We start from the raw sequence: 22482 nt of genomic DNA on the forward strand, positions 1-22482 counted from the left end.
CGGCAGAGCGCACTGGCTTGGGGGAGACCCTGGCTATCAGTCTTCGTAAGCGTCCATGGGTACGCAGCTGCAAAACAGATTGCGGTCACCATAGACGTTGTCCACGCGGCCCACGGGGCTCCAATATTTGGCGCGGCGCAGGGCAGGCACGGGATAGGCGGCGGTTTCGCGGCTGTAGCCATGCTGCCAGTCTGCGGCCAGCAAGGCCTCTGCCGTATGGGGTGCGTTCTTGAGCGGGTTGTCGTCCCTGGGCAGTCTGCCGGCCTCCACTTCGGCAATCTCGGCACGGATGGCGATCATGGCTTCGATGAAGCGGTCCAGCTCAGACAGGCTTTCACTCTCGGTCGGCTCCACCATCAGCGTGTTGGGCACGGGAAAGGACAGCGTCGGTGCGTGGAAGCCGTAGTCGATCAGGCGCTTGGCCACGTCCTCGGCCATCACGCCGCAGCTGTCCTTGAAGTGGCGCAGATCCACGATGCACTCATGGGCCACGTGACCATACTCGCCCGCGTACAGCGTGGGGAAGTGTTCCTTGAGGCGTGCGCTGATGTAGTTGGCGTTGAGGATGGCGGTCTCGGTCGCCAGCTTCAGGCCCGGCTCTCCCATCATGCGGATATACATCCAGCTGATCGGAAGAACGGCTGCATTGCCCAAAGGCGCTGCGCTGACAGCTCCCACCTGGCGGACGTCGCCTGCGGTGGCATGCCCCGGCAGAAAGGGCACCAGATCCTCGACCACGCACACGGGGCCGACGCCGGGGCCGCCGCCGCCGTGAGGAATGCAGAAGGTCTTGTGCAAGTTCAGATGGCTGACATCGCCGCCGAACTCGCCGGGTGCGGCAAGACCTACCAGGGCGTTCATATTGGCGCCGTCCACATAGACGCGGCCGCCATGGCTGTGCACCAGCTGGCACAGCTCCTTGACCTCGGTCTCGAACACGCCGTGCGTGCTGGGGTAGGTGATCATGATGCAGGCCAGATTGGCGCTGTGCTTCTCGCAGGCCAGCTTCAGATCCGCCATGTCCACGTTGCCGTTGTCATCGCACTTGGTGACCACGACCTGCAGGCCCACCATTTGCGCGCTGGCCGGGTTGGTTCCGTGGGCGCTGCTGGGAATCAGGCAGATATTGCGGTGCGCCTCGCCGCGTGATTCATGGAAGGCCTTGATGGCCAGCAGACCTGCGTATTCGCCCTGGCTGCCTGCATTGGGCTGCAGGCTGATGCCCGCGTAGCCCGTGGCCTGGCACAGCCAGTCGCGCAGCTGCTGATCCAACTCGGCATAGCCTTGCAGCTGGTTGGCGGGCGCAAACGGGTGGATGTCGGCGAACTCTGGCCAGGTTATGGGAATCATCTCGCTGGTGGCATTGAGCTTCATGGTGCAACTGCCCAGCGGGATCATGCTGCGGTCCAGCGCCAGGTCCTTGTCGCTGAGGCTGCGTATATAGCGCAGCATGGCGGTTTCGGAGTGGTGGGTGTTGAAGACCGGGTGGGTCAGATAGGCCGTGCTGCGCTGCAGGGATTCGGGGATCAGCGAGGTCGGGCCTTCGTCCATGGCCTCGATGGTGGGCAGGGCCTGACCCTCCTGGGCAAAGATGCTCCAGATCAGCTCGACATCGGCCCGGGTCGTGGTTTCGTCCAGGCTGATGCAGAGATATTCGTCCCAGGCCTTGCGCAGGTTGACGCCTCGGGAGACGGCGCGAGCCGCCAGGGCGTCGGTGGCCTCCCGGGTGTGCAGGCTCACGGTGTCGAAGGCTGTGTCGTGGTGGTGGGCGCCAAAGCCCAACTGGGCCAGGCCACGGCTCAGAATCGCTGTGAAGCGTGCCACACGCTGGGCAATGCGCCTCAACCCCTGGGGACCGTGGTAGACGGCATACATGCTGGCAATCACGGCCGGCAGGACCTGGGCCGTACAGATATTGGATGTCGCTTTCTCGCGGCGGATATGCTGTTCGCGTGTCTGCAGAGCGAGGCGGTAGGCGGGCTTGCCATGCGCATCGACGCTGACACCCACCAGACGGCCGGGCAGGCTGCGCTTGTATTCGTCGCGACAGGCCATGAAGGCCGCGTGCGGACCGCCCGCGCCCATGGGCATGCCGAAGCGCTGGCTGTTGCCCACGACAATATCGGCATCCCATTCGCCGGGCGGTGTCAGCAGGGTCAGAGCCAGCAGGTCGGTGGCCACGATGGCGGCGGCCTGCTTGGCGTGAATGGCTTGCACATCGGCCTTCCAGTCCACGATCCAGCCGCTGGACGCGGGGTACTGGATGACGGCAGCAAACAGATCGCCTGCCAGCGCAGCCTCCCACTCTTGCTGGCTGTTGGCGATCACCACTTCGATGCCGATCGGCCGGGCGCGGGTCTCGATGACTTCAATCGTTTGCGGGTGCAGATCGCCGGCCAGCACGATGCGATGGCTTCTGGATTTGACGGAGCGCCTGGCCAGCGTCATGGCCTCGGCGGCTGCCGTGGCCTCGTCCAGCATGGAAGCATTGGCAATCGGCATGCCGGTCAGGTCGGTCACCATGGTCTGGAAGTTGACCAGCGCTTCCATGCGGCCTTGTGAGATTTCTGCCTGGTAGGGGGTATAGGCCGTATACCAGGCTGGATTCTCGAGGATGTTGCGCAGGATGACGCCCGGCGTGTGCGTGCCGTAGTAGCCCTGGCCGATAAAGCTCTTCAGAACCTGATTCTTGCTGGCGATGGCCTTGAGTTCGGCCAGCGCAGCGGCTTCGGTAATCGGCGCCGGAAGATCCATGGGCCTGGCGCGTGCGATGGAGTCGGGCATCACATCGCGAATCAAGGCGTCCAGCGAGGGCTTGCCGATGGCGGCCAGCATTTTTTGCTGCTCATCGGCGTCCGGGCCTATATGACGGGGGATGAATTCGTGGCTGTTTTCCAGCGCTTCCAGGGAAGCGACGGGGGCGGGAGGCGACATCAGCATGGGAGGGACCTATTCTCAAATACTGTGACTGACGGTTTGCATGCCAGGCATGCGTGAATGCCGTATGCCTGAAGGCATGCGGCCGGTGCTTCAAGCAGCGCTGGCTTGTTCCAGCGCGGTGTTCATCAGAGCTAGGCGTTCGCTTTCCTGGTCGGCATATTCCCAATCGGGATATTTGCTGCGTGCCACGGTGTTCAGCCATTGCTGGCAGGCCAGGGCAAGCAGGGCCTGCTTGTGCAGATCGGCATCGATGCTGCCTGTGATCTTGAGCTGACCAAAGGCGGTGGCCACGTGTGCGCGGCAGACCGAGCGCAGATAGCTCTGGTTCATGTCGTCGCTGGCCAGCCATCGGGCCTTGGCCGCATCGTCATGAGCCAGCATGTCCTTGGGCACGGGCAGATCCCAGTCGCTCAGTTGTTGGTGCAGAAAGCGCAGGGCCTTGGCGTTGCCGCCTGTTTGCTCCTGGTACCACTCTTGAAGAGCGGCCAGTGTGTCGCTGCCGTCATCGCTGCCGAAGGGGCTGAAGTCGTCACCGCCGTCGTAATAGAAGTCCTGGGCTGCGATGCGCGCAAAGGTCGGGTGGCTGGTCTCGCGGGCGAGACCGACGTCCGGATCGTCAAAATACAGAATGGTGCTCATGGCTGCATGCAAAAACGGCCTTCGCAATGCGAGGGCCGTTGATACGCTTAGTTGTCCTTGGCGAAGTCGTTGTAGGCGGTCTCTTCCATCAGAGCTTCGAGCTCGCCCACATTGCTCATCTTGACCTTGAAAAACCAGCCTGCGGCCAGTGGGTCGCTGTTGGCGAGCGACGGGTCATCGCGCAGGGCTTCGTTGACTTCGACGATCTCGCCGGTCACGGGCATGTAGACATCGGCAGCGGCCTTGACGGATTCGACCACGCCAGCCACATCGCCGGCCTTGAAGGTGGAGCCCACGGCAGGCAGGTCCACAAACACCACATCGCCCAGCGCATCCTGTGCGTGTACGGTGATGCCGACGATGGCGGCATTGGTGTCAGCGGCGTTGATCCATTCGTGTTCTTTGGAATACTTGATGCTCATGGAAAGCTCCAGATGGGGGATTCAGGGGAATCGGGTGTTGTTTGAGAAAGGTCCAGCTCGCACTTTAGCGGTGTTCTGGCCGCTGTTTGGCAAACTGGCCCGTCTCATGCGCGGCGGCAGACCTAGCCGCGGTAGTAGCGGGTGGGAACGAAGGGCGTGGCGACCACCTTCATGGGCACGGGCTTGCCGCGCACCATGGCGAAGATTTCCGTATCGATGGCGGCGTAGTCGGGCTCGACATAGGCCAGCGCCACGGGCTGGTTGAGCGTGGGGCTGAGCAGGCCGCTGGTGATGTGGCCGATATGCTGTCCGTCCATGTTCTCCAGCACGGCGGGCTCGCGCACGGGAATGCGTTCCAGCGCAATCAGGCCCACGCGCTTGCGGCGCAGAGACTGAGGGTTCTGCAATTGCTCCAGCACGATGGCCGCACCAGGAAAACCGCCTTCGCGCTCGCCGCCGGTGCGGCGTACTTTCTGCATGGCCCAGTTCAGCGCAGCTTCCACCGGGGTGGTGCTGGTGTCTATGTCGTTGCCGTACAGGCAAAGTCCGGCTTCTAGGCGCAGCGAGTTGCGCGCGCCCAGACCGATGGGGGCTACCTCGGGCTGTGCCAGCAGAGCTTCGGCAAAGGCTTCGGCAGCTTCGCCGGGCAGGGAGATTTCAAAGCCGTCCTCGCCCGTATAGCCGCTGCGCGTGATGTAGAGCGCATGGCCTTGCCAGTCGAAGTAATTGCCGGTCATGAAGACCAGTTGCGTCACACCGGGAATCAGACGCGAGAGGGCAGTGACGGCTTGCGGGCCTTGCAGGGCCAGCAGGGCGTGCTCGGGCAGTGGGACGACCTCGCCGCGGCTGGCGATGCGGTTCTGGATATGAGCGATATCGGCCTCTTTGCAGGCACCGTTGACGATGAGGAACAGATCATCGCCGCGGTTGACGAACATCAGGTCGTCGAGAATTCCGCCTTGTTCATCGAGCAGCAGGCCGTAACGCTGTTTGTGCAGGCCCAGGTCCATGACATCGACGGGCATCAGCGATTCGAGCGCGGCGGCGGCATCGGGGCCGCGCAACAGCAACTGGCCCATGTGCGAGACATCGAACAGGCCGGCGGCCTTGCGCGTGTGCAGATGCTCGGCCATCAGGCCTTGAGGGTATTGCACGGGCATTGAGTAGCCGGCAAACGGCACCATGCGGGCACCCAGTTTCTGGTGCAGTGCAAACAGCGGTGTGGAACGCAGATCGGAAGAGGTGTCAGCAGCAGTCACAGGCAAGCGCTCCGGTGGTCAAACCAAAATGAGTGGCCATGCATGGCGGGGCCATGCGTGGCGGGCTTGCCCTGCTGTCCGCTTTACCTGAGAGATTCACTGCATGCATTGCATCGGGCAGTTTGCTCCTTCGGTGGATGCCGGCGCACATACGAAATGACGGCCTGCATCTCTCTCCAGCAAGGGACGCTGCAGGTTTGCATACCTTGCAGCGCTTGTCAGTCCTTTTGCCTGAGCGTTTTGACACCGGGTTGGGGTCTGCGCCTTCGGCGGTGCGAGGCAGCTTCAAGCTGCAGGCACTCTCTCCTGACCTTGGCGATTCTAGCGGTGGGCAAGGGGCTTGCACCACCGAATCGGATGGATTCTGGGGTTTTCGAGCACAGATCGCTGGAATTGAGCTTGCGGTCTCACTGCGGTTCTGTGTTCATGGCGGGTGTTCGAGGAATATCGATCTCCTGGCGCGGAAACACCAGTTGGTAGGGCTGCTCGAAGCAGGACGTCACGGGCTGGCCCTGGCGCATGCCGGGCTTGAACTTCCAGCGTTCGAGCGAGCGCAGTATGGACTTCACGATGCGGGGATCGGCATCGGCAGGCTGGTAGGCCACACGGCCGAGCTGACCCTGAGCCGTGACTTCCAGGCGGAAGACCACCGTGGTCTCCAGCCCGTTCGGAAACCAGTGGGCGCTGATGAAAGGCGTGGTGTGGCGGCGTGGCTGCGGTTGCCGATCGAGCTGGGCGGGGGGTGTGCAGTCAGCATTGATCCAGGCAGGCCAATTTACGGTTTGGCCTCCGGAAGCCGAGGCGGAGTCAGCCTGGGGCTGGGGAGTGATGTCGGCCACCTTAGGCGCCATGGCTGGGTTGCCGGCGCAGGCACTGAGCAGCAGAGCTCCCAAGACGGCCGCGTATGCAGCAAGACAGCGTGAGTGGCGTGAAGTATCCATGGCGGCATTCTCGGTCATCCCCAGTCGATTTCGGCAGACCTGGTGGAGTCGGTCGTTCAGCCAGGGCCGGGCTGCCTTGCTCCAGAGCTTGTCCTGCAGGGGCAAACATCATGTCCGGCAGGGACTAAACAGAATTTTCCCCATGGATAGGATTATGACGTTCGTCAAAAAATGTTTATTCAAGGAGAGAAAATGCCCGAAAAAGCCACGAATGAATTCTGGAAATATCTGAAGCCGATTCCTGAATGTTTTCAGCCAGATGCGCAGCCAGAGGTTTATATTAAGAACGCTCCAACGGAGGATGAGCGTTATTATGTTCCATTCTCTGAAACCGTTTCCTCCCGTCCCCTCTGGATTTCTCCATCACAAAACAAATGGTGCGATATTCTGATGGCGAAGGAGGCCGGTCTGGTGAACCGCCATTACCATCCGCACGAAGTGTTTGCCTACACGATTTCGGGGAAGTGGGGCTATCTGGAACATGACTGGACAGCCCGCGCCGGTGATTTCGTCTACGAGACCCCCGGAGAAGGCCATACCCTGGTGGCCTATGAACATGAGCAGCCCATGCGTGCGTTCTTTATCGTCAAGGGACCGCTGATCTGGCTCGATGATGACGGAAAGCCTGACGGATATTTCGATGTTCACAGTTACATAGAACTATGCCGAAAGCATTATGAAAAAATCGGCATAGGTGCAGATTATGTGGACACGCTGTTTCGGTAGTTATCCGAAGCTGGATTGAAAATCCATCAATGAAAGGCGGTATTTCCTGAAGAATGAAATAGCCCGCCAAATACGGAATGGAGAGAGACATGAAAAATCAAGATGAAAATCTAAAAAGCGGGTGGGTGAGCTATGAAAACAAGCTGCTGATCATTCTGTTTTTTACTTTCGGGATTGTTTTTTTTGACCGGCTGGCATTGTCGTTTTTATTTCCCTTTGTCTCCAAGGAGCTGGATCTGAACAATGCCCAGCTGGGCATGCTGTCGTCCATTCTGGCATTGGCATGGGCGGCTTCTGGTGCATTCTTCGGGGCCTATACAGACCGCAAGGGCGGACGCAAAACGGTGCTGATTCTTTCGGTGCTGATGTTCTCTCTTTGCTCGGCCCTGTCGGGTCTGGTGGGCGGTTTTGTCGGCCTGCTGTTGTTGCGAGCGCTGATGGGCCTTGCCGAAGGGCCGGTGCTGCCGCTGTCGCAGACACTGATGGTCGAAGCCTCCACGCCAAGCCGTCGCGGCCTCAACATGGGCTTGCTGCAGGGATCGTCTGCGGGCTTGCTGGGCGCCGTGATCGCACCGCCGGTGATTGTTGCGTTGGCCGTGGCCTATGGCTGGCGCACGGCGTTCTACCTGACCTGTGTTCCCGGGCTGATTGCCGCCGCGCTCATCTGGCTTCATGTGAAAAACACAGATGGCGGGCGTGCAGATGAGCTCGCTGCAGCCCTGCAGACAGGCTCGCGCTGGGCTCTGCTGCGTGAACGCAATATCTGGTTGAGCGTGCTGATCAGCTGTGTTTTCATGGCCTGGTTTGTGATCATCATCTCCTTTGCGCCGACCTATCTGGTCAATGCCAAGGGTTTCGGGCCGGGCACGATGAGTGCTGTCATGAGTTGCATGGGTGTGGCCTGGGTCATCTGGGGCTTTGCCGTGCCCGCCATTTCGGACCATATCGGTCGCCGTCCGGCACTGATCTTTTTTTCCTTTGTGGCGGCTTGCTGCCCTCTGGCCTTTCTGTATGCGCAATCGCCGGTGGTGATGGGCGGCTTGCTGCTACTGACCTATACCGGCCTGGGCTGCTTCACGCTCTTCATGGCCACGATTCCGGCCGAGACCGTTCCGCGAGCAGCCATGGCCACTGCATTGGGGATGATCATGGGTTTTGGCGAGTTGATCGGCGGTTTCATCGCCCCGACCCTGGCCGGGGTGGCAGCCGACCGGTGGGGGCTTGATGTGGTGATGTGGGTGGCTGCTGCAGGAGCCTTGCTTGCCGGCTTGCTTTCCTTGGGGCTGATTGAGACAGCGCCCAGGCGCGTTGACGACAGGCAGCCGGCTGCAGCATTGAAGGAGTCGCAGGCATGAAGGCTTTGAAATGGCATGGTGCCCGCGATCTGCGCCTGGAAATCATCGAACGCCGGCCCTTGAAGGCCGCAGAAATCCGTATCGAGGTCGCGTACTGCGGGATCTGCGGCAGCGATATGCACGAGTATCTGCATGGACCAGACTCTATACCGGTCGAGGTCCCGCATCCCTTGTCCAACAGTGTCGCACCCATAGTCATCGGCCACGAGTTCTGCGGCACGGTGGTGGAGGTGGCTGCGGATGTCACAGGGCTGCATATCGGAGACAGAGTCGCCGTGGAGCCGGAGTACCGCTGCGGCCAGTGCAGCTATTGCTGCGGGGGGCGCTATAACCTGTGCGAATCCATGGGCTTTGTGGGGCTCATGGGAGACGGCGGAATGGCAGAGGAAGCTGTGATTCCCGCTTATATGGCATATGTGCTTCCCCCGTCCTTGAGCTTCAGGCAAGCGGCGGTGGCCGAGCCCGCAGCAGTGGCATTGCATGCTGTGCGCCAAAGCGCATTGCGCCCTGGCGAGGCCTGCGTCATCTTCGGCATGGGGGCTATTGGTCTGCTGCTGGTGATGATGGCCAAGCACCATGAAGCGGGCCGCATTATTGCCGTCGACGTCGATGCCCGGCGCCTGCGCCTGGCGCGCGAGCTCGGCGCCTGCGACACGCTCGATGCCAGCCAGGGCGATGTCGTGCAGCAAGTGCGCGAACTCACAGGCGGGCAGGGCGTGCCGGTATCGTTCGAAGCCGTGGGTCGCCCGGAAACCTTGAGAGGGGCGCTTGGCGTACTGAGCAAGGGCGGTGAAGCCGTGCTGCTGGGGCTCATGCCCGAGGCGAGCATCGATACCTTCGACCTGGTCAACCGCGAGCTGCGCATTACCTCCAGCGTGGGCTATCGGGGCTTGTATCCGGAGCTGCTGGCGCTGATGGCTTCCGGGGCTGTGGATGCCGGACGTATCGTGACCCATACCGTTAGTCTGGATGCCGCCATACAGGACGGTTTCGAGCGACTGGCATCTGCCGGGGATGCTATCAAGGTGCTGGTTCAGCCGCAGCCGGATGCCGTTGCCCGATTCGCCCGTCCCCACGCTTTTGCCCACAGCTCCTGAGCCTTGCTGGCGCCTGCAGCTTCTGCCGCTAAGTCATGGCACGTAGCTGACCGTGCTGCGCACGCATCTGTGTGGGCGTCATGCCATGGTGTGAGCGGAACCTGCGTGCAAAGTGGGCCTGGCTGGCAAAGCCGCAGCGGTAGGCGATCTCGGCAATGCTGTAGCGGTTCAGCGCAGTCTGGCGCAATTCCATGGCTGCACGTTCCAGGCGGCGCACGAGAATCAGCTCGGTCACGCTGTATCCCTCGGCCTGCAACAGCCGGTTCAGGTGCCTCAGGGAGACACCTGAGGCGGAAGCGACTTCGCTCGCATCCAGCGAGTGGCGGTGCAGGTGTTGGTCGATATGGGCGCGCGCGGCCAGCAGGTGGGAGGCGCGTAGTGCACTGCTGCCTGCTGCTTCTCCAGCCAGCATGGTGCGCAGCAGGTCGCAGGCCTCGAACTGCATGCGATCCTGGTCCACCCTTTCGGGGTGGGCCATGGCATTGCCTACCAGCTTCTGGAACGCGCGATTGAGCACGCGTCCGCTGCCCGTCGCCCCCGACACACAGATCGGGCCGGGAAGTTGCGCGCGGCTGCAGTTGCGGTAGAACCAGTCGGCAGGCGTATCCACGAGGAATTGGTGCATCTGGTGGGTGAAGCCGAACAAATAGGCATGCCGGGTGTCATAGATCACCAAGTCGCCCGGAGCGAGATGGATGCAGCTGTGTTCCTGATAGAAGAAGGCACCGCTGCTGAGCACCAGTGAAACGAAAACCGACTCCTTGGGATGCTGGCGCACCAGCTGTGGCGTGCGCTCGATGACATGGGCATTGCCGTCGATGTCTGCCAGGGCCAGCTGGCCCAAGCGCATATTGCTCTGCCGCGCGTTCAGACCTTCGTCGGCGTAGGATGAGCAGCGCAATCCGACCAGAAAAGAAGCGTTATAGGCTTCCCATTGGTCCAGGCGCTGGCTGGCGGGAAAGGCATCCGTAGCGATCCGGTTCACCGCACATGGCGCAAGCGAGGGCATGGGGGTCTCCTTGGCAGGTTCTTATAGTGTGTGCCGACCAAGTGGAGTCAGTAGATATCGGCAGTGCCGAGCAAACTCTAACATGCCATGTTTGCGCCTCGCTCCGTGAAGTTACGGGGTGGCAGGTCGCAAATCATGGTCGCGACGCCTGCGTGCATCAAGGCTGAGGGCGCGAATCCAGCCGCTTTGCTTTGCCGGCTGAAGAAGGGGAGTCCGCATCCGCTTTCATGTCGGCGCAGGCGCGCCACCAGGCTGAACCCGCATGCGGAGCGTTCAGGTCCAGGCGCTCGCCCATCATGGGCGTGGCGATCTCTATGCCGTGCTGCCTGCCCAGGCTCAGGATCTGCTCGAAGGGGTCCCACCAGGCATGCATGGCGAGGTTGAAAGTGCCGTTGTGTATGGGCAGCAGCCACTGGCCGCCGAGATCCCGGTGTGCCTGCACGGTCTGCGCCGGATGCATATGGACATAGGGCCAGTGGGCGTCGTAGGCGCCGGTCTCCATCAACGTGACATCGAAGGGGCCGAAGTGCCTGCCGATTTCGGCAAAACCGTCGAAGTAGCCGCCATCGCCGCTGAAGAAGACGCGCAGCGGCCTGTCGGCCTGGCGATCTTCTATGGTCCAGGAAGCCCAGAGCGTGCGGTTGCCGTCGCGCAGGCTGCGCCCCGAGAAATGCTGGGCCGGCGTGGCAGTGAAACGCAGGCCGTCGACCTCGCTGCCCTGCCACCAGTCGTGCTGCACGATCTTGTCGGCCGGCACGCCCCAGGCCAGCAGTCTGTCTCCCACTCCCAAGGGGCAGAGAAAAACGCCCACCTTGGGCGCGAGCACGCGAATGGTGGCGCGGTCCAGATGGTCGTAGTGGTCATGCGAGAGCAGCACGCCGCGCAAGGCAGGCAACTCGTCCAGGGCAATCGGCGGGGCATGAAAGCGCTTGGGGCCGGCAAACGATAGCGGCGAGGCGCGCTCGGAAAACACGGGGTCCGTCAACCACCAGCCGCCGCGCAGCTTCATCAGCAAGGTCGAATGGCCCAGGCGATACAGGCTGCGTTCGGGCGCGAGGTTCAACTCGGTCGTGCTCAGCGGCAAAACGGGCAGCGCCTTGCCCGGCTGGGAATCGGCCGGCTTGTTGAAGAAGAACTTCCATAGCGTCCCGGCATCGGGCTTGGGGCTGTTGGCCGGGCGCGGATGCGTGTTGCGAAAACGCCCGCCCGAATACTGGGGCGAGTCCTCGTAGTCGGTGATGGAGGTGGAGAGACTTGGTTTGCGAAACAAGATCGGGCGCCTTAGTAAGACATTGGCCGCAGTTTGGGACGGTTTGCAGCGCTGCAAGAGCCGGCTTGCAAGAGGCCGTAACACAGGCACGGCCATTCAGGTGCTTTCTCGGGGCGGATGCGACACTCGCTGTCTGAGGAGCAAATACACATGAATCCCATGGTTCACAATTTGGAGAGCATGCTGGCGGCCGGCAAGGATGGTGCGCTGCTGCGCTATACCCTGGGCAAGGCCTATGCCGACGACGAGCAGATGGCCGTGGCGCGCGAGCATCTGCGCAAGGCCACGGCGCTGGATGCCGAATACTCCGTTGCCTGGAAGCAGCTGGGCAAGGTGGAGCTGGCGCTGGGCGATGCGCAGGCGGCGCGAGCCGCCTGGCAGCAAGGGCTGAGTTGCGCCCAGGCCAAGGGCGATGCCCAGGTCGTCAAGGAGTTGCAGGTGTTTTTGCGACGCCTGGACAAGCAGGCTGATGGCGCTTAGGAACTATCAAAAAAATAGCTGAGAGCGCTTGTGAGTCAAGCGCTCTCAGCCAATTTATTCTGAAGTTAATCAGTGTGCGCCGGCGGCCGCGTCGGAGGCTCCTGCGGCAGAGGCCGGGCGCTTGGTGAACCAGATCAGCACGATCAGGCTCAGGAACAGAAAGGACGATGCCAGAAAGATGTCGTCGGCGGCCCGCGTGAAGGCCTGTTGATCGATCAGCCGGTTGATCTGGGCATAGGCCTGCTCGGCACTCATGCCTGCTGCCTGCAGATTTCTGACCGTGCTGGCAAACGTGCCCTGGCCTTGCACCAGCAGCTCGGTCAGATGGGCATGGTGCATGGAAGCCCGGCTTTCCCAGAGCGTGGTGGCAATCGAGGTGCCCATGGCGCCCGCGGTGATCCGCACGAAGTTGGACAGGCCTGCTGCGGCCGGAATGCGGTCCGGCGTCAGTCCGCTCAGCGTGATGGTAGTCAGCGGAATGAAGAAGAAGGCCATGGCGCCGCCCTGGATCAGCGTGGGAATCAGGATGTGGGCGAAGTCGGTCTCCACGGTGAACTTCGAGCGCATCCACAGCACCATGGCAAACACGATGAAGGCAATCGTGGCCATCTTGCGCGGATCCCAGACACCGACCTTGCGGCCCACCATGGGCGTGAGCAGGATGGCCAGCAGGCCCACCGGCGCCAGGGCCAGGCCGGCCGAGGTGGAGGTGTAGCCCATCCATTGCTGCAGCCACAGCGGCAGCAGCACCACATTGCCGAAGAACAGGCCGTAGGCGATCGATAGCGCGATCGAGCCGGCCGCAAAGTTGCGACGCTTGAACAGGCGCAGATCGACGACGGGATGGGCGTCGGTCAGCTCCCAGACCACGAATACGGCAAAGGCCACGACAGCGATCACCGCAAAGGCGATGATTTCATTGGAGGCAAACCAGTCCAGCTCCTTGCCCTTGTCCAGCATCAGCTGCAGCGCCGCCACCCAGAGCACGAGCAGGGACAGGCCCACGGTGTCGATGGGCAGCTTGCGCGTGGGCGTTTCGCGGTTGCGGTAGATGCTCCAGGTCATGAGGGCCGAGAGCAGGCCCACGGGCACATTGATGTAGAAGATCCAGGGCCAGGAAATATTGTCCGTGATCCAGCCGCCCAGCAGTGGCCCGACCACGGGAGCGACCAGCGTGGTCACGCCCCAGAGCGATAGCGCCACACCGGCCTTGGCGGGCGGATAGCTGGACAGCAGCAGGGTCTGCGACAGCGGAATCATGGGGCCGGCCACGGCGCCTTGCAGCACGCGGAACAGCACCAGCATCTCCAGCGAGGAGGCAAAGCCGCAGAGCCAGGAGGTCAGCACGAACAGCAGCACGCTCATGGTGAACAGGCGCACGGCGCCGAAGCGCTGGGTGAGCCAGCCCGTCAGCGGCACGGAGATGGCATTGGCCACACCAAAGCTGGTGATGACCCAGGTGCCCTGGCTGGGGCTGACACCCACATCGCCGGAGATAGCCGGAATGGCCACGTTGGCGATGGACGAGTCCAGCACGTTCATGAAGGTGGCCAGCGATAGTGCCAGCGTGCCCAGGGCGAGCTGCGCGCCCTTGAGCGGGGCTATGGCTGGCGGCATGGGGCGGGCCGCCGGAGCCGGTGGCGAGGCGCCTGCTCCGGGATTGGCAGAAGTCGAGGAAGTCATGGCTGATTCCGCGTCTTACTGCGCAGGCTGGGCAGCGGGTTGGGCGGGCACGGCCGGGGCCTGGGCGGGCAGATCGGCCAGCTGGGTCAGTGCCGGCAGCTTGTCGCCCGCGATGATGTGCTGGATGCGCTGCTCGGCCTGGGCCAGGCTGCCGTCATAGACGGTGGTCTGGGCCACGGGCTCGCTGCGCGGCGTGCTGGCCAGGGCCTGGCCGTCCTTGTCGCGGATATCGACCTTCGCGTCCATGGACAGGCCCACACGCAGCGGATGCTGCTTGAGCGCTTCGGGCTCCAGGCTGATGCGCACGGGAACGCGCTGCACCACCTTGATCCAGTTGCCGGTGGCGTTCTGCGCGGGCAGCAGCGCAAACGCCGCACCCGTGCCCGCACCCAGGCCCACGACCTTGCCTTCGTAAGTGGTCTTGTCGCCGTAGACATCGGCGGTCAGCTCCACCTTCTGGCCCATGCGCAGATCGGCCAGCTGGCTTTCCTTGAAGTTGGCATCCACCCAGAGCTTGTGCAGGTCGACCACGGTCAGCAGCGGCGAGCCGGCGGCCACGCGCTGGCCCAGTTGCACGCCGCGCTTGGCCACAAAGCCGTCCACGGGCGCGATCAGCCGCGTGCGCTGCAGGGCCAGATAGGCCTCGCGCACCTTGGCTGCGGCCGCCATGACGGCGGGGAAGTCCTCGGCCGTCGTGCCCTTGGTCTGGGCTTCGGCGGCCGTCAGCTGGGCCTTGGCTGCGCGCACCGCGGCTTCTGCGGCCGCCACGGCGTTGCTGGCAGCCGTGGCCAGGGCCTTGGCATGGTCAAACTCTTCCTTGCCCACGGCGCCGGTGGCCGTGAGCGGGCGGCGGCGCGCCACATCGTCGTTGGCCTTGGCGGCATCGGCCTTGAGGCGCAGCAGATCGGCTTCGCGCTGTGCCACCTGGGCGGCCAGCGGGGCGTTGTTGGCATACAGGGTGCGGGTCTGGCGCGCAGTCTGGGCCAGCTGCGACTCGGCCTGGGCCAGCTGCACCAGATAGTCGGCAGGGTCCAGCTGCACCAGCAACTGACCGGCCCGGACATAGTCGGTATCGTCGGCACCGATGCTGATCACGGTGCCGCCGACCTGCGGCGTGATCTGCACCACGTTGCCGGCCACATAGGCGTTGTCCGTGGTCTGGTAGTTGCGGGCCACCATCCAGTGCCAGCCGCCCCAGGCGATGGCGGCCACGGCGACAGCGGCCGCCACGATGGTCAGGCCCTTGCGGCGGCCCGCAGGGTTGGCGCTGGGCGTAGCTGCCGCAGGAGCTTGGGGAGCGTTCTGAGTAGGCTTGGTGTCGGTCATGATGTTGGCGCTTTGTTATCTGTGAAGCGGTTTTGCGCTATTGAAAAAGAGGAGCTGCTAGCGCTTGTCAATAAAAGAATTGAGAGTGTTTTTGCCTTGAATTTGATGGCAGTAAAGCGGTAGCAGCTATTGATTTTGTTGAGCCCGATGTTTATTGCAGGGCAACAGCCGGGGTGTCGTCGCTCCAGCCGCCGCCCAGGGCTGCGGCCAGGGCCACGCGGGTGTCGAGCTCGCGCGCCTGCAGGTCCACGGCCAGACGGCGCTGGTTGATGAGCTGGGTTTCGGTGTTGAGCACGGTGATCTGGCTGCCCAGGCCGGCCTGATAGCGCTGCACGGCAAAGTCATAGGCCCGCTCGGCCTTGGACAGCGACTCGGTTTGCAGCTGCTGCTGGCGCTGCAGCGATTGCACGGAGGCAATCGCGTCGCCCGCCTGCTTGACGGCATCGAGCACGGCGCCGTTGTACTGGGCGATGGCGGTGTCGAGGTCGGCCTGTTTGCCGCGCAGCTGGGCGCGCAGCCGCTTGCCGTCGAAGATGGGCAGGCGCAGCGCAGGCGTGATGCCCATCTGGCGCGAGCTGCCCTGCAGCAGATTGTCCAGACCCAGCGCGTTCAGGCCCACAAAGGCGGTCAGATTCACATCGGGGTAGAAGTCGGCCCTGGCGGATTCAATGCCTTGCGTGGCCGCTTCCACGCGCCAGCGCGCTGCCACCACATCGGGGCGGCGGCCCAGCAGATCCGCGCCCAGAGCCTGCGGCACGGGCTGGATGCGCAGCACCGACAGTCTGGGCGAGAGTGCATTTTGCGCATCGGGCGCCTGGGCGCAGAGCACGGCAATCGTGCGGCGCGCCAGCGTGATCTGCTCGCCAAGCATCTCGATCTGGGTTTGGGCATCGGGCATGCCGGCCTGGGCCTGGGTCAGTTCCACCTGGCTGTCGAGGCCCGCTCGGGTACGCTGCTCGCTCAGGCTCAGCAAGGACTGGCGCTGGCCCAGCGTGCGCTCTGCCACTTCCTTCTGCGCAATCAGCCGGGCCAGGGCGATATAGCTGCGCGCCACCTGTGCGGCCAGCTGGTTGGCGGCAGCAGCGCTGTCGGCCCTGGCGGCGCGCGCCTGGCCTAGCGCGGCCTGCAGGTCCGCGCCATGCTTGCCGAAGAAGTCGGGCGACCAGGACAGACCAGCCTGCAGATTGCCGCTGTTGTAGATATTGCCCGCGATGGGGGCGGGAATCATGCCGTTGGCCGTGTAGCGCTGGCGTGTGGCGTCGGCACTCAGCGTTCCGCGCACATCGCTGGCCGTGCTGCTGGCCGTGGCCAGGGCTGCGGCTTTTTCAAAGCGGGCGTTGCTGGCGGCCAGGCTGGGGCTGCCGGCCAGGGCCTGATCGATGAGCTGATTGAGCTGGGCATCGCCCAGACCTGTCCACCATTGGGAGGAGGCGAGTGCCGTGGCGTCCGCAGCGCTGAGGCTGGCGGAGTCGTTCAGGCCGACATCGGCCGAGCCCAGTCGTGCCAGCGGCTGGTGCGTGGGCCCTTGCGAGGCACAGCCTGCCAGTGCGAGCATGGCGGCCAGTGCTGCGGTTGTCAGCAGCGAACGGCCGGCGGCGCACTCGGTGGCGGGTTTGCGTGAAGGTCTAGAGGTCATGGAAAAGTGCCAGTGGTTTTTATTGAAATAGGGCGGTGAAAAAAGTAGGCAGCAGGTCAGCCTAGTCCCCGGGGTCGCGGCCTGCCTCGTTCGTTTGGATGGGGGGCTTGCCTGGCTCCTGGGTCAGGGCCTCTCGAAGCGCATCGCCGTTGACCAGCATGCGCTGCAGCATGGACAGCATCAGCGTGCATTCGCTGTGGCTGAAGCCGCGCAAATGGCCGTTGAGCACCTTGGTCAGAACCTTGGGCACCTGGGTGGCGACGCTGCGTCCCTCCTCGGTGAGCACCAGGTGCACCACGCGTCGGTCGGTGGTGGAGCGCTCGCGGCGCAGCAGCCCCTTGGCCTCGATGCGGTCCAGCGCGCGCGTCACCGAAGCCGGGTCCATGCCCAGGTCCTTGGCCAGCGTGCTGCTATTGGTGTCGGCGCAGATCAGCAGCTTGTACAGCGGCAGCCATTGCACATAGGTCAGTCCTTGCTCGGCCAGCTGGGCGTCGGCCAGCTGCAGGATGGAGCTGAGCACGCGCCGCATGAGAAAGCCAATGCTTTTGTCCGGCGCGTAGACCCCTGCCTGATAGAAGAAGCTGGATTCGTCCTGCGGGTCGATGATGGGGTCGGTCTGGTTTTGCAATGGCGCCACCAATATTTGCTTGATCAATGATTGAATTGGCAATTATTGTGTAGCTGCAAAGAAATGTCAGCAAGGTTTTGAATGGAGCCGGACCTGCCTGCGCAGTCTCTGTTTTTGTTGCTATGAAAACAAAAGCAGTTTGCGCATTGTTGGTATGCGCCAGAGCCTTGTCGGACTCATAAAAAAAGCCCGGCCATGAAGACCGGGCTTGCTGAAGGCTGCTTCAGGCTCAGAGCGGCACGCGCAGCACGACCACGATCACGAGACCCAGGGTCAGATTGAAGGAGACCCATTTGCGGATGCTCTCCAGCGCCTTGCCGCCTGCGGGCCAGTCCTTGAGCTGCACGGCCGCATCCAGGCGCTTGAACAGCGCAAAGCGGATATGACCGAACACGGCCATCATCACCAGGCCCAGAATGCTCATCACGATCCAGTTGACCGGCATGTTGAACTGGCCGCCGGCCTGGGCGGCCATGGCGTGAATGCTGCCTATCATGCCGATGCCGGTGGCCAGCACGACGACCACCAGCACGAGGACCCAGGCAAAAAAGCGCTGTAGCACGCCGTGCATCAGCGTCACGCGCTCGGGCGGCTGCAGTCCCTGGACGGCAGGACGCAGAAAGAAATGTGCGAAGAACATGCCGCCTACCCAGATGATGATGGCCAGAAGGTGCAGAAGTTTGAACAGAATGAAAAGCATGGTTTGTGGGGCTTGATTGGGGAGACATCGCAAGCCTAACGGAGATCGTCCTACGGGTGGAACACACAGGCCGAAATAGCAGGACTTTCGCTTTGCCCAGGTCTGATTAGACTTGGCTGTAATCCACAACAGCCAGCAATGGCGCAGGAGTCCTTATGTCAGAACAAGCCACCGTCGTCGCCTTCAAGCAGTCTTCCGGGCGGGTTGCCTTGCGCACCGACAACGGCCGCTTTGTGCTGGCCGAGCAGACCGATTCCAGCGCGCTGCGTGAAGGACAGAGTCTGAACGGCAATATGAGCGAGTTCGGCCCGGAGGTCTGGAGCGATGACAGCGGGCAAAATCATTACGAAGTCTTTGTGCTGGGCTGGGATCTGTCGCAGGAAGCGGTCGAGCTGGAGATGTGATGTGTTGATCCTGAAAAAACAGCTGCCAGCGCTTGATTGACAGGCGCTGGCAGCTTTTTCTTTTTGGATTTTCCTGGAGCCGGGGCTTTCACCCCGGCGCGCCCTGTTATTTCTTCAGGTCGAAGCGGTCCAGTTCCATGACCTTGACCCAGGCAGCAACGAAGTCCCGGTAGAACTTCTGCTCGTTGCCCTTTTCGGCATAGACCTCGGCCACGGCACGCAGAATGGCGTTGGAGCCGAAGACCAGATCCACGCGGGTGCCGGTCCACTTCTTGGCGCCGCTCTTGCGGTCCACGCCTTCGTAGTTGCCATCCTCAAGGGGCTGCCACTGTGTGCCCATGTCCAGCAGGTTGACGAAGAAGTCGTTCGTCAGCTTGCCCGGAGTCTGGGTCAGCACGCCATGGTTGCCGGCGGTGTTGATGTTGATGGCGCGCAGGCCGCCGATCAGCACGGTCATTTCGGGGGCCGTGAGCGTCAGTAACTGGGCCTTGTCGATCAGCAGGGCTTCGGCAGGTGCCGGGAAACGCCCTTGCAGGTGGTTGCGGAAGCCGTCGGCCTTGGGCTCCAGCGGCGCGAAGGATTCGGCATCGGTCTGCTCGTCGCTGGCGTCGCCGCGGCCGGGAGTGAAGGGCACGTTGATCTTCACGCCAGCGTCTGCGGCTGCTTTTTCAACGCCCGCGCTGCCGGCCAGCACGATCAGATCGGCCAGCGAGATGCGCTTGTCGCCCTCGGCAGCCTTGTTGAACTCGCGCTGGATTTCCTCGAGCTTGCCCAGTACCTTGGCCAGTTGCGCAGGGTTGTTGGCGGCCCAGTCCTTTTGCGGAGCCAGCCGGATGCGGGCACCGTTGGCACCGCCGCGCTTGTCCGAACCGCGGAAGGTGGAGGCCGAGGCCCAGGCCGTGGCCACCAGCTCCTGCACCGACAGGCCCGATGCCAGCAGCCTGGCCTTGAGGGCAGCCACATCGGCGTCGTTGACCAGCTCATGCTTGGCCGCGGGGATGGGGTCTTGCCAGATCAGCTCTTCCCGGGGGACTTCTGGGCCCAGATAGCGTGCACGCGGGCCCATGTCGCGGTGGGTCAGCTTGAACCAGGCGCGCGCAAAGGCTTCGGCAAAGGCCTGCGGGTTTTCGAGGAAGCGGCGCGAGATCTTCTCGTAGGCCGGGTCCATGCGCAGCGACAGGTCGGTGGTCAGCATGGTGGGCTTCTTGTTGGGGCCGCCATGCGCATCGGGGATGACATCGCCAGCGTCCTTTGCCACCCACTGAATGGCACCCGCAGGGCTTTTTTCCTGCACCCATTCATACTTGAACAGGTTTTCGAAGAAGAAGTTGCTCCACTGCGCAGGGGTCTGGGTCCAGGTCACCTCCAGGCCCGAGGTGATGGCATCGCCGGCCTTGCCGGACTTGTAGCTGCTGGCCCAGCCCAGGCCCTGGGCTTCCAGGCCGGCGGCTTCGGGTTCGGCGCCCACATGGCTGGCGGGGCCCGCACCATGGGTCTTGCCGAAGGTGTGGCCACCGGCGATCAGCGCCACGGTTTCCTCGTCATCCATGGCCATGCGGGCAAAGGTGTCGCGGATGTCATGCGCGGCCGAGAGGGGGTCGCCATTGCCGTCCGGGCCTTCGGGGTTGACATAGATCAGACCCATCTGCACGGCGGCCAGCGGGTTCTCGAGGTCGCGCTCGCCGCTGTAGCGGCTGTGCGGGTTCTGGGTGGGGGCCAGCCATTCCTTCTCTGCACCCCAGTACACGTCCTGATCGGGTTCCCAGGTGTCCACGCGACCGCCACCGAAGCCGAAGGTGCGAAAGCCCATGGTTTCCAGGGCGACGTTGCCGCACAGCATCATCAGGTCGCCCCAGGAAATCTGGTTGCCGTACTTTTGCTTGATCGGCCACAGCAGGCGGCGCGACTTGTCGATGTTGACGTTGTCAGGCCAGCTGTTGAGCGGCGCAAAGCGCTGCTGGGCGCGACCGGCGCCGCCGCGACCGTCCTGAATGCGATAGGTGCCGGCGGCGTGCCAGGCCATGCGGATGAACTGAGGGCCGTAGTGGCCGAAGTCTGCAGGCCACCAGTCCTGCGAGTCGGTCATCAGGGCACGCAGGTCGCGTTTGACGGCTTCATAGTCCAGCTTCTGGAAAGCCTGGGCGTAGTTGAAGTCTTCACCCAGGGGGTTGCTTTTGGCGGAGTGCTGGCTCAGCAAATCCACGCGCAGCTGATTGGGCCACCAGTCCTTGTTGCTGGTGGCGTTGCCTGCGGCGGCGGTTTCGCTGTTCTGTCCTTGGTGGAAGGGGCACTTGGATTCAGTAGTCATGGGGCTCTCCGTTTCAACGATCCGACAGGTCGGTAGGTCCAGGAAACAGATATCAATCAATGATTGATATCAATCAATTCAACTCAATAGCTATTTGCGATTGGTTGAGATGAATTATCGGTGCGCGGCTGGCCTGAAGGGCGTGTTGTGCTATTGAAATTACTAAGCAGCGCCATAGGAAGAAATATGGGTCGAGTCTTGAGCCGACGCAAAGTCGGGTTCAGATACTTCGCAAAGTGACTGAGACTGTGACTTTTTGAGCGTATGCGAGCCTGCCTGTTTACACAAGCATGAGCCATCAAATCAGGTCGTTGACCTACCTGGCATCAGCTGTGGCAGCGGCTCAGCCGGCTACCAGCTTGTGCACCAGATCGGCTGCGGTGGAGGCGCCGTATTTGCGCATCAGCCGGGCGCGGTAGATTTCCACGGTGCGATGACTGATGGCCAGTGCCTTGCCGATTTCCTTGCTGGTCATGCCTTCGAGAAGGCGCGCAGCGACTTCGCGTTCGCGGCCCGTGAGCTCGGCCTTGACGGGGCGATGGGCAGAGAGGTCCTCGAAGCTCCAGATGCCCGAGGCATGGGGATCGTTTCGGTCCAGCGTGCGGCCGCTGACATGACACCAGAACACCTCGCCATTGGCGCGCTTCATGATGCGGTTGTCGGAATAGATGCCTGTGGTGTTGAGAATCGGGGCAATGCGCGCGCCCAGGCGCTCGTATTCGTCAACGCTGGGATAAAGCACCTGAAAGGTCTGTCCTATGAGTACTTCGCGCGATGCATGGAACATTTCACACAATTGCCGATTACAGTCAATCATGATGCGGTTGCGCGAGATGACGAGACCTACAGGGGCGGCGTCGAACGCCAGCCGGTAATCCACAACCATGGTACTGCTCTTTACGAAAAACTACTTACTTAAGTACGTAGTATCGTAGCGCATCCAATTTCAAGGAGACATGTGTGAAAAAGCTCTACCCATCCGCAGAAGCGGCGCTGCAGGGCGTGGTGTCCGACGGGCAATTGCTGGCCGTTGGCGGCTTCGGCCTGTGCGGCATTCCCGAGGCCCTGATCGATGCGGTTTGCGCCAGCGGCGTCAAGAACCTCACGGTGGCATCCAACAACGCCGGCGTGGACGGCTTTGGTCTGGGCAAGCTGCTGGACACCCGCCAGGTCAAGAAGATGATCTCCAGCTATGTGGGCGAGAACAAGGAGTTCGAGCGTCAGTACCTGGCCGGTGAGCTGGAGCTGGAGTTCACGCCTCAGGGCACGCTGGCCGAGAAGATGCGCGCCGGCGGCGCCGGTATTCCCGCCTTCTTCACCAAGACCGGTGTGGGCACGCTGGTGGCCGAGGGCAAGGAATTGCGCGAATTCGATGGCGAGACCTATGTGATGGAGCACGCCATCGTGGCCGATGTGTCCCTGGTCAAGGCCTGGCGCGCGGACAAGAGCGGCAATCTGCAGTTCCGCCTGACGGCGCGCAACTTCAACCCTGCGGCAGCCACCTGTGGCAAGGTCTGCGTGGTGGAGGTCGAGGAATTGGTGGAAGTGGGCGAGATCGCTCCCGACGACATCCATCTGCCCGGCATCTATGTGCACCGCATCGTGCACAACGCCAATCCCGAAAAGCGCATCGAAAAGCGCACCGTGCGCGAAGCCTGA

The 22482-nt window shown here is 62.6% G+C and carries 20 protein-coding genes and 2 riboswitches; of the genes, 6 read left to right on the forward strand and 14 right to left on the reverse strand.

What is annotated here, in order from left to right; genetic code table 11:
* Positions 1–36 precede the first annotated feature (36 nt).
* The 5 genes from gcvP to CSE6_RS07445 all read right to left on the reverse strand — a co-directional run bounded on the left by gcvP (position 37) and on the right by CSE6_RS07445 (position 6201).
* The gene (gene gcvP / locus CSE6_RS07425) at positions 37–2940 is read right to left on the reverse strand and encodes an aminomethyl-transferring glycine dehydrogenase (protein WP_059440224.1); all 2904 of its coding nucleotides are present in this window, start codon (positions 2938–2940) and stop codon (positions 37–39) included.
* Positions 2941–3030: 90 nt separating this feature from the next.
* A complete protein-coding gene (locus CSE6_RS07430) occupies positions 3031–3579 on the reverse strand; it encodes a MolR family transcriptional regulator (RefSeq protein WP_059440225.1) in 549 nt (182 codons plus the stop codon).
* 47 nt (positions 3580–3626) lie between these two features.
* Positions 3627–4001, reverse strand: coding sequence for a glycine cleavage system protein GcvH (gene gcvH / locus CSE6_RS07435; protein WP_059440226.1), 375 nt, complete (start codon positions 3999–4001; stop codon positions 3627–3629).
* A gap of 122 nt (positions 4002–4123) precedes the next feature.
* Positions 4124–5260, reverse strand: coding sequence for a glycine cleavage system aminomethyltransferase GcvT (gcvT, locus tag CSE6_RS07440; protein WP_193751102.1), 1137 nt, complete (start codon positions 5258–5260; stop codon positions 4124–4126).
* Positions 5261–5324: 64 nt separating this feature from the next.
* A riboswitch (glycine riboswitch) is annotated at positions 5325–5450 on the reverse strand.
* A 19-nt stretch (positions 5451–5469) separates the two neighbouring features.
* Positions 5470–5579: riboswitch (glycine riboswitch) on the reverse strand.
* Positions 5580–5667: 88 nt separating this feature from the next.
* Positions 5668–6201 (reverse strand): energy transducer TonB, encoded by a 534-nt coding sequence (locus CSE6_RS07445; RefSeq protein ID WP_238585654.1) that lies wholly within the window; start codon positions 6199–6201, stop codon positions 5668–5670.
* A 192-nt stretch (positions 6202–6393) separates the two neighbouring features.
* Between CSE6_RS07445 and CSE6_RS07450 the strand changes: the two genes are divergently transcribed.
* The 3 genes from CSE6_RS07450 (at position 6394) to CSE6_RS07460 (ending at position 9379) form a co-directional block, all read left to right on the forward strand.
* A complete protein-coding gene (locus CSE6_RS07450; RefSeq protein ID WP_059440292.1) occupies positions 6394–6927 on the forward strand; it encodes a 2,4'-dihydroxyacetophenone dioxygenase family protein in 534 nt (177 codons plus the stop codon).
* Positions 6928–7016: 89 nt separating this feature from the next.
* Positions 7017–8282 (forward strand): MFS transporter, encoded by a 1266-nt coding sequence (locus CSE6_RS07455; protein WP_052057572.1) that lies wholly within the window; start codon positions 7017–7019, stop codon positions 8280–8282.
* Positions 8279–9379: a 2,3-butanediol dehydrogenase gene (locus CSE6_RS07460; protein ID WP_059440229.1), complete on the forward strand. Its 1101-nt coding sequence runs from the start codon at positions 8279–8281 to the stop codon at positions 9377–9379. Before CSE6_RS07455 ends, CSE6_RS07460 begins: the two co-directional genes overlap by 4 nt.
* Before the next feature lie 28 nt (positions 9380–9407).
* Here the strand turns inward: CSE6_RS07460 and CSE6_RS07465 are convergent, their stop codons facing one another.
* Positions 9408–10388 carry a helix-turn-helix domain-containing protein gene (locus CSE6_RS07465; protein WP_059440230.1) on the reverse strand — a complete coding sequence of 327 codons (981 nt, stop codon included), beginning with the start codon at positions 10386–10388 and terminating at the stop codon, positions 9408–9410.
* A gap of 157 nt (positions 10389–10545) precedes the next feature.
* Positions 10546–11658, reverse strand: coding sequence for an MBL fold metallo-hydrolase (locus CSE6_RS07470; protein WP_059440231.1), 1113 nt, complete (start codon positions 11656–11658; stop codon positions 10546–10548).
* Between the two features lie 150 nt (positions 11659–11808).
* Between CSE6_RS07470 and CSE6_RS07475 the strand changes: the two genes are divergently transcribed.
* Positions 11809–12138 (forward strand): hypothetical protein, encoded by a 330-nt coding sequence (locus tag CSE6_RS07475; RefSeq protein ID WP_012838243.1) that lies wholly within the window; start codon positions 11809–11811, stop codon positions 12136–12138.
* A gap of 69 nt (positions 12139–12207) precedes the next feature.
* On the opposite strand, the gene CSE6_RS07480 is transcribed toward CSE6_RS07475, so the two are convergent.
* From CSE6_RS07480 to CSE6_RS07500, 5 genes are all read right to left on the reverse strand, one after another.
* A complete protein-coding gene (locus CSE6_RS07480; protein WP_004340679.1) occupies positions 12208–13821 on the reverse strand; it encodes a DHA2 family efflux MFS transporter permease subunit in 1614 nt (537 codons plus the stop codon).
* Between the two features lie 15 nt (positions 13822–13836).
* Positions 13837–15147, reverse strand: a complete 1311-nt coding sequence (locus tag CSE6_RS07485; RefSeq protein ID WP_059440232.1) for an HlyD family efflux transporter periplasmic adaptor subunit — start codon at positions 15145–15147, stop codon at positions 13837–13839.
* Positions 15148–15298: 151 nt separating this feature from the next.
* Positions 15299–16783, reverse strand: a complete 1485-nt coding sequence (locus CSE6_RS07490) for an efflux transporter outer membrane subunit (protein ID WP_059440233.1) — start codon at positions 16781–16783, stop codon at positions 15299–15301.
* A gap of 61 nt (positions 16784–16844) precedes the next feature.
* Positions 16845–17420 carry a MarR family winged helix-turn-helix transcriptional regulator gene (locus CSE6_RS07495; protein WP_012838247.1) on the reverse strand — a complete coding sequence of 192 codons (576 nt, stop codon included), beginning with the start codon at positions 17418–17420 and terminating at the stop codon, positions 16845–16847.
* A 220-nt stretch (positions 17421–17640) separates the two neighbouring features.
* A complete protein-coding gene (locus CSE6_RS07500; protein ID WP_059440234.1) occupies positions 17641–18111 on the reverse strand; it encodes a CopD family protein in 471 nt (156 codons plus the stop codon).
* A 155-nt stretch (positions 18112–18266) separates the two neighbouring features.
* Here CSE6_RS07500 and CSE6_RS07505 point away from each other — a divergent pair, with 155 nt between their 5' ends.
* A complete protein-coding gene (locus CSE6_RS07505; protein ID WP_034352444.1) occupies positions 18267–18515 on the forward strand; it encodes a hypothetical protein in 249 nt (82 codons plus the stop codon).
* Between the two features lie 106 nt (positions 18516–18621).
* Here the strand turns inward: CSE6_RS07505 and katG are convergent, their stop codons facing one another.
* Together katG and CSE6_RS07515 are read right to left on the reverse strand one after the other, a co-directional pair.
* A complete protein-coding gene (katG, locus tag CSE6_RS07510; protein ID WP_034405450.1) occupies positions 18622–20823 on the reverse strand; it encodes a catalase/peroxidase HPI in 2202 nt (733 codons plus the stop codon).
* 343 nt (positions 20824–21166) lie between these two features.
* Positions 21167–21709: a PAS and helix-turn-helix domain-containing protein gene (locus CSE6_RS07515; RefSeq protein WP_003055436.1), complete on the reverse strand. Its 543-nt coding sequence runs from the start codon at positions 21707–21709 to the stop codon at positions 21167–21169.
* A 74-nt stretch (positions 21710–21783) separates the two neighbouring features.
* Between CSE6_RS07515 and CSE6_RS07520 the strand changes: the two genes are divergently transcribed.
* Positions 21784–22482 carry a CoA transferase subunit A gene (locus tag CSE6_RS07520; protein WP_003079441.1) on the forward strand — a complete coding sequence of 233 codons (699 nt, stop codon included), beginning with the start codon at positions 21784–21786 and terminating at the stop codon, positions 22480–22482.

The sequence above is a fragment of the Comamonas sp. E6 genome (genome assembly GCF_001010305.1).
Classification (GTDB): domain Bacteria; phylum Pseudomonadota; class Gammaproteobacteria; order Burkholderiales; family Burkholderiaceae_C; genus Comamonas; species Comamonas thiooxydans.

Excerpts from the sequence above, each read along its gene's own strand:
- gcvP (WP_059440224.1), bottom strand. The coding sequence starts at position 2,940 with ATGCTGATGTCGCCTCCCGCCCCCGTCGCTTCCCTGGAAGCGCTGGAA.
- CSE6_RS07430 (WP_059440225.1), bottom strand. The coding sequence starts at position 3,579 with ATGAGCACCATTCTGTATTTTGACGATCCGGACGTCGGTCTCGCCCGC.
- gcvH (WP_059440226.1), bottom strand. The coding sequence starts at position 4,001 with ATGAGCATCAAGTATTCCAAAGAACACGAATGGATCAACGCCGCTGAC.
- CSE6_RS07445 (WP_238585654.1), bottom strand. The coding sequence starts at position 6,201 with ATGGATACTTCACGCCACTCACGCTGTCTTGCTGCATACGCGGCCGTC.
- CSE6_RS07450 (WP_059440292.1), top strand. The coding sequence starts at position 6,394 with ATGCCCGAAAAAGCCACGAATGAATTCTGGAAATATCTGAAGCCGATT.
- CSE6_RS07455 (WP_052057572.1), top strand. The coding sequence starts at position 7,017 with ATGAAAAATCAAGATGAAAATCTAAAAAGCGGGTGGGTGAGCTATGAA.
- CSE6_RS07460 (WP_059440229.1), top strand. The coding sequence starts at position 8,279 with ATGAAGGCTTTGAAATGGCATGGTGCCCGCGATCTGCGCCTGGAAATC.
- CSE6_RS07465 (WP_059440230.1), bottom strand. The coding sequence starts at position 10,388 with ATGCCCTCGCTTGCGCCATGTGCGGTGAACCGGATCGCTACGGATGCC.
- CSE6_RS07475 (WP_012838243.1), top strand. The coding sequence starts at position 11,809 with ATGAATCCCATGGTTCACAATTTGGAGAGCATGCTGGCGGCCGGCAAG.
- CSE6_RS07480 (WP_004340679.1), bottom strand. The coding sequence starts at position 13,821 with ATGACTTCCTCGACTTCTGCCAATCCCGGAGCAGGCGCCTCGCCACCG.
- CSE6_RS07485 (WP_059440232.1), bottom strand. The coding sequence starts at position 15,147 with ATGACCGACACCAAGCCTACTCAGAACGCTCCCCAAGCTCCTGCGGCA.
- CSE6_RS07490 (WP_059440233.1), bottom strand. The coding sequence starts at position 16,783 with ATGACCTCTAGACCTTCACGCAAACCCGCCACCGAGTGCGCCGCCGGC.
- CSE6_RS07500 (WP_059440234.1), bottom strand. The coding sequence starts at position 18,111 with ATGCTTTTCATTCTGTTCAAACTTCTGCACCTTCTGGCCATCATCATC.
- CSE6_RS07505 (WP_034352444.1), top strand. The coding sequence starts at position 18,267 with ATGTCAGAACAAGCCACCGTCGTCGCCTTCAAGCAGTCTTCCGGGCGG.
- katG (WP_034405450.1), bottom strand. The coding sequence starts at position 20,823 with ATGACTACTGAATCCAAGTGCCCCTTCCACCAAGGACAGAACAGCGAA.
- CSE6_RS07515 (WP_003055436.1), bottom strand. The coding sequence starts at position 21,709 with ATGGTTGTGGATTACCGGCTGGCGTTCGACGCCGCCCCTGTAGGTCTC.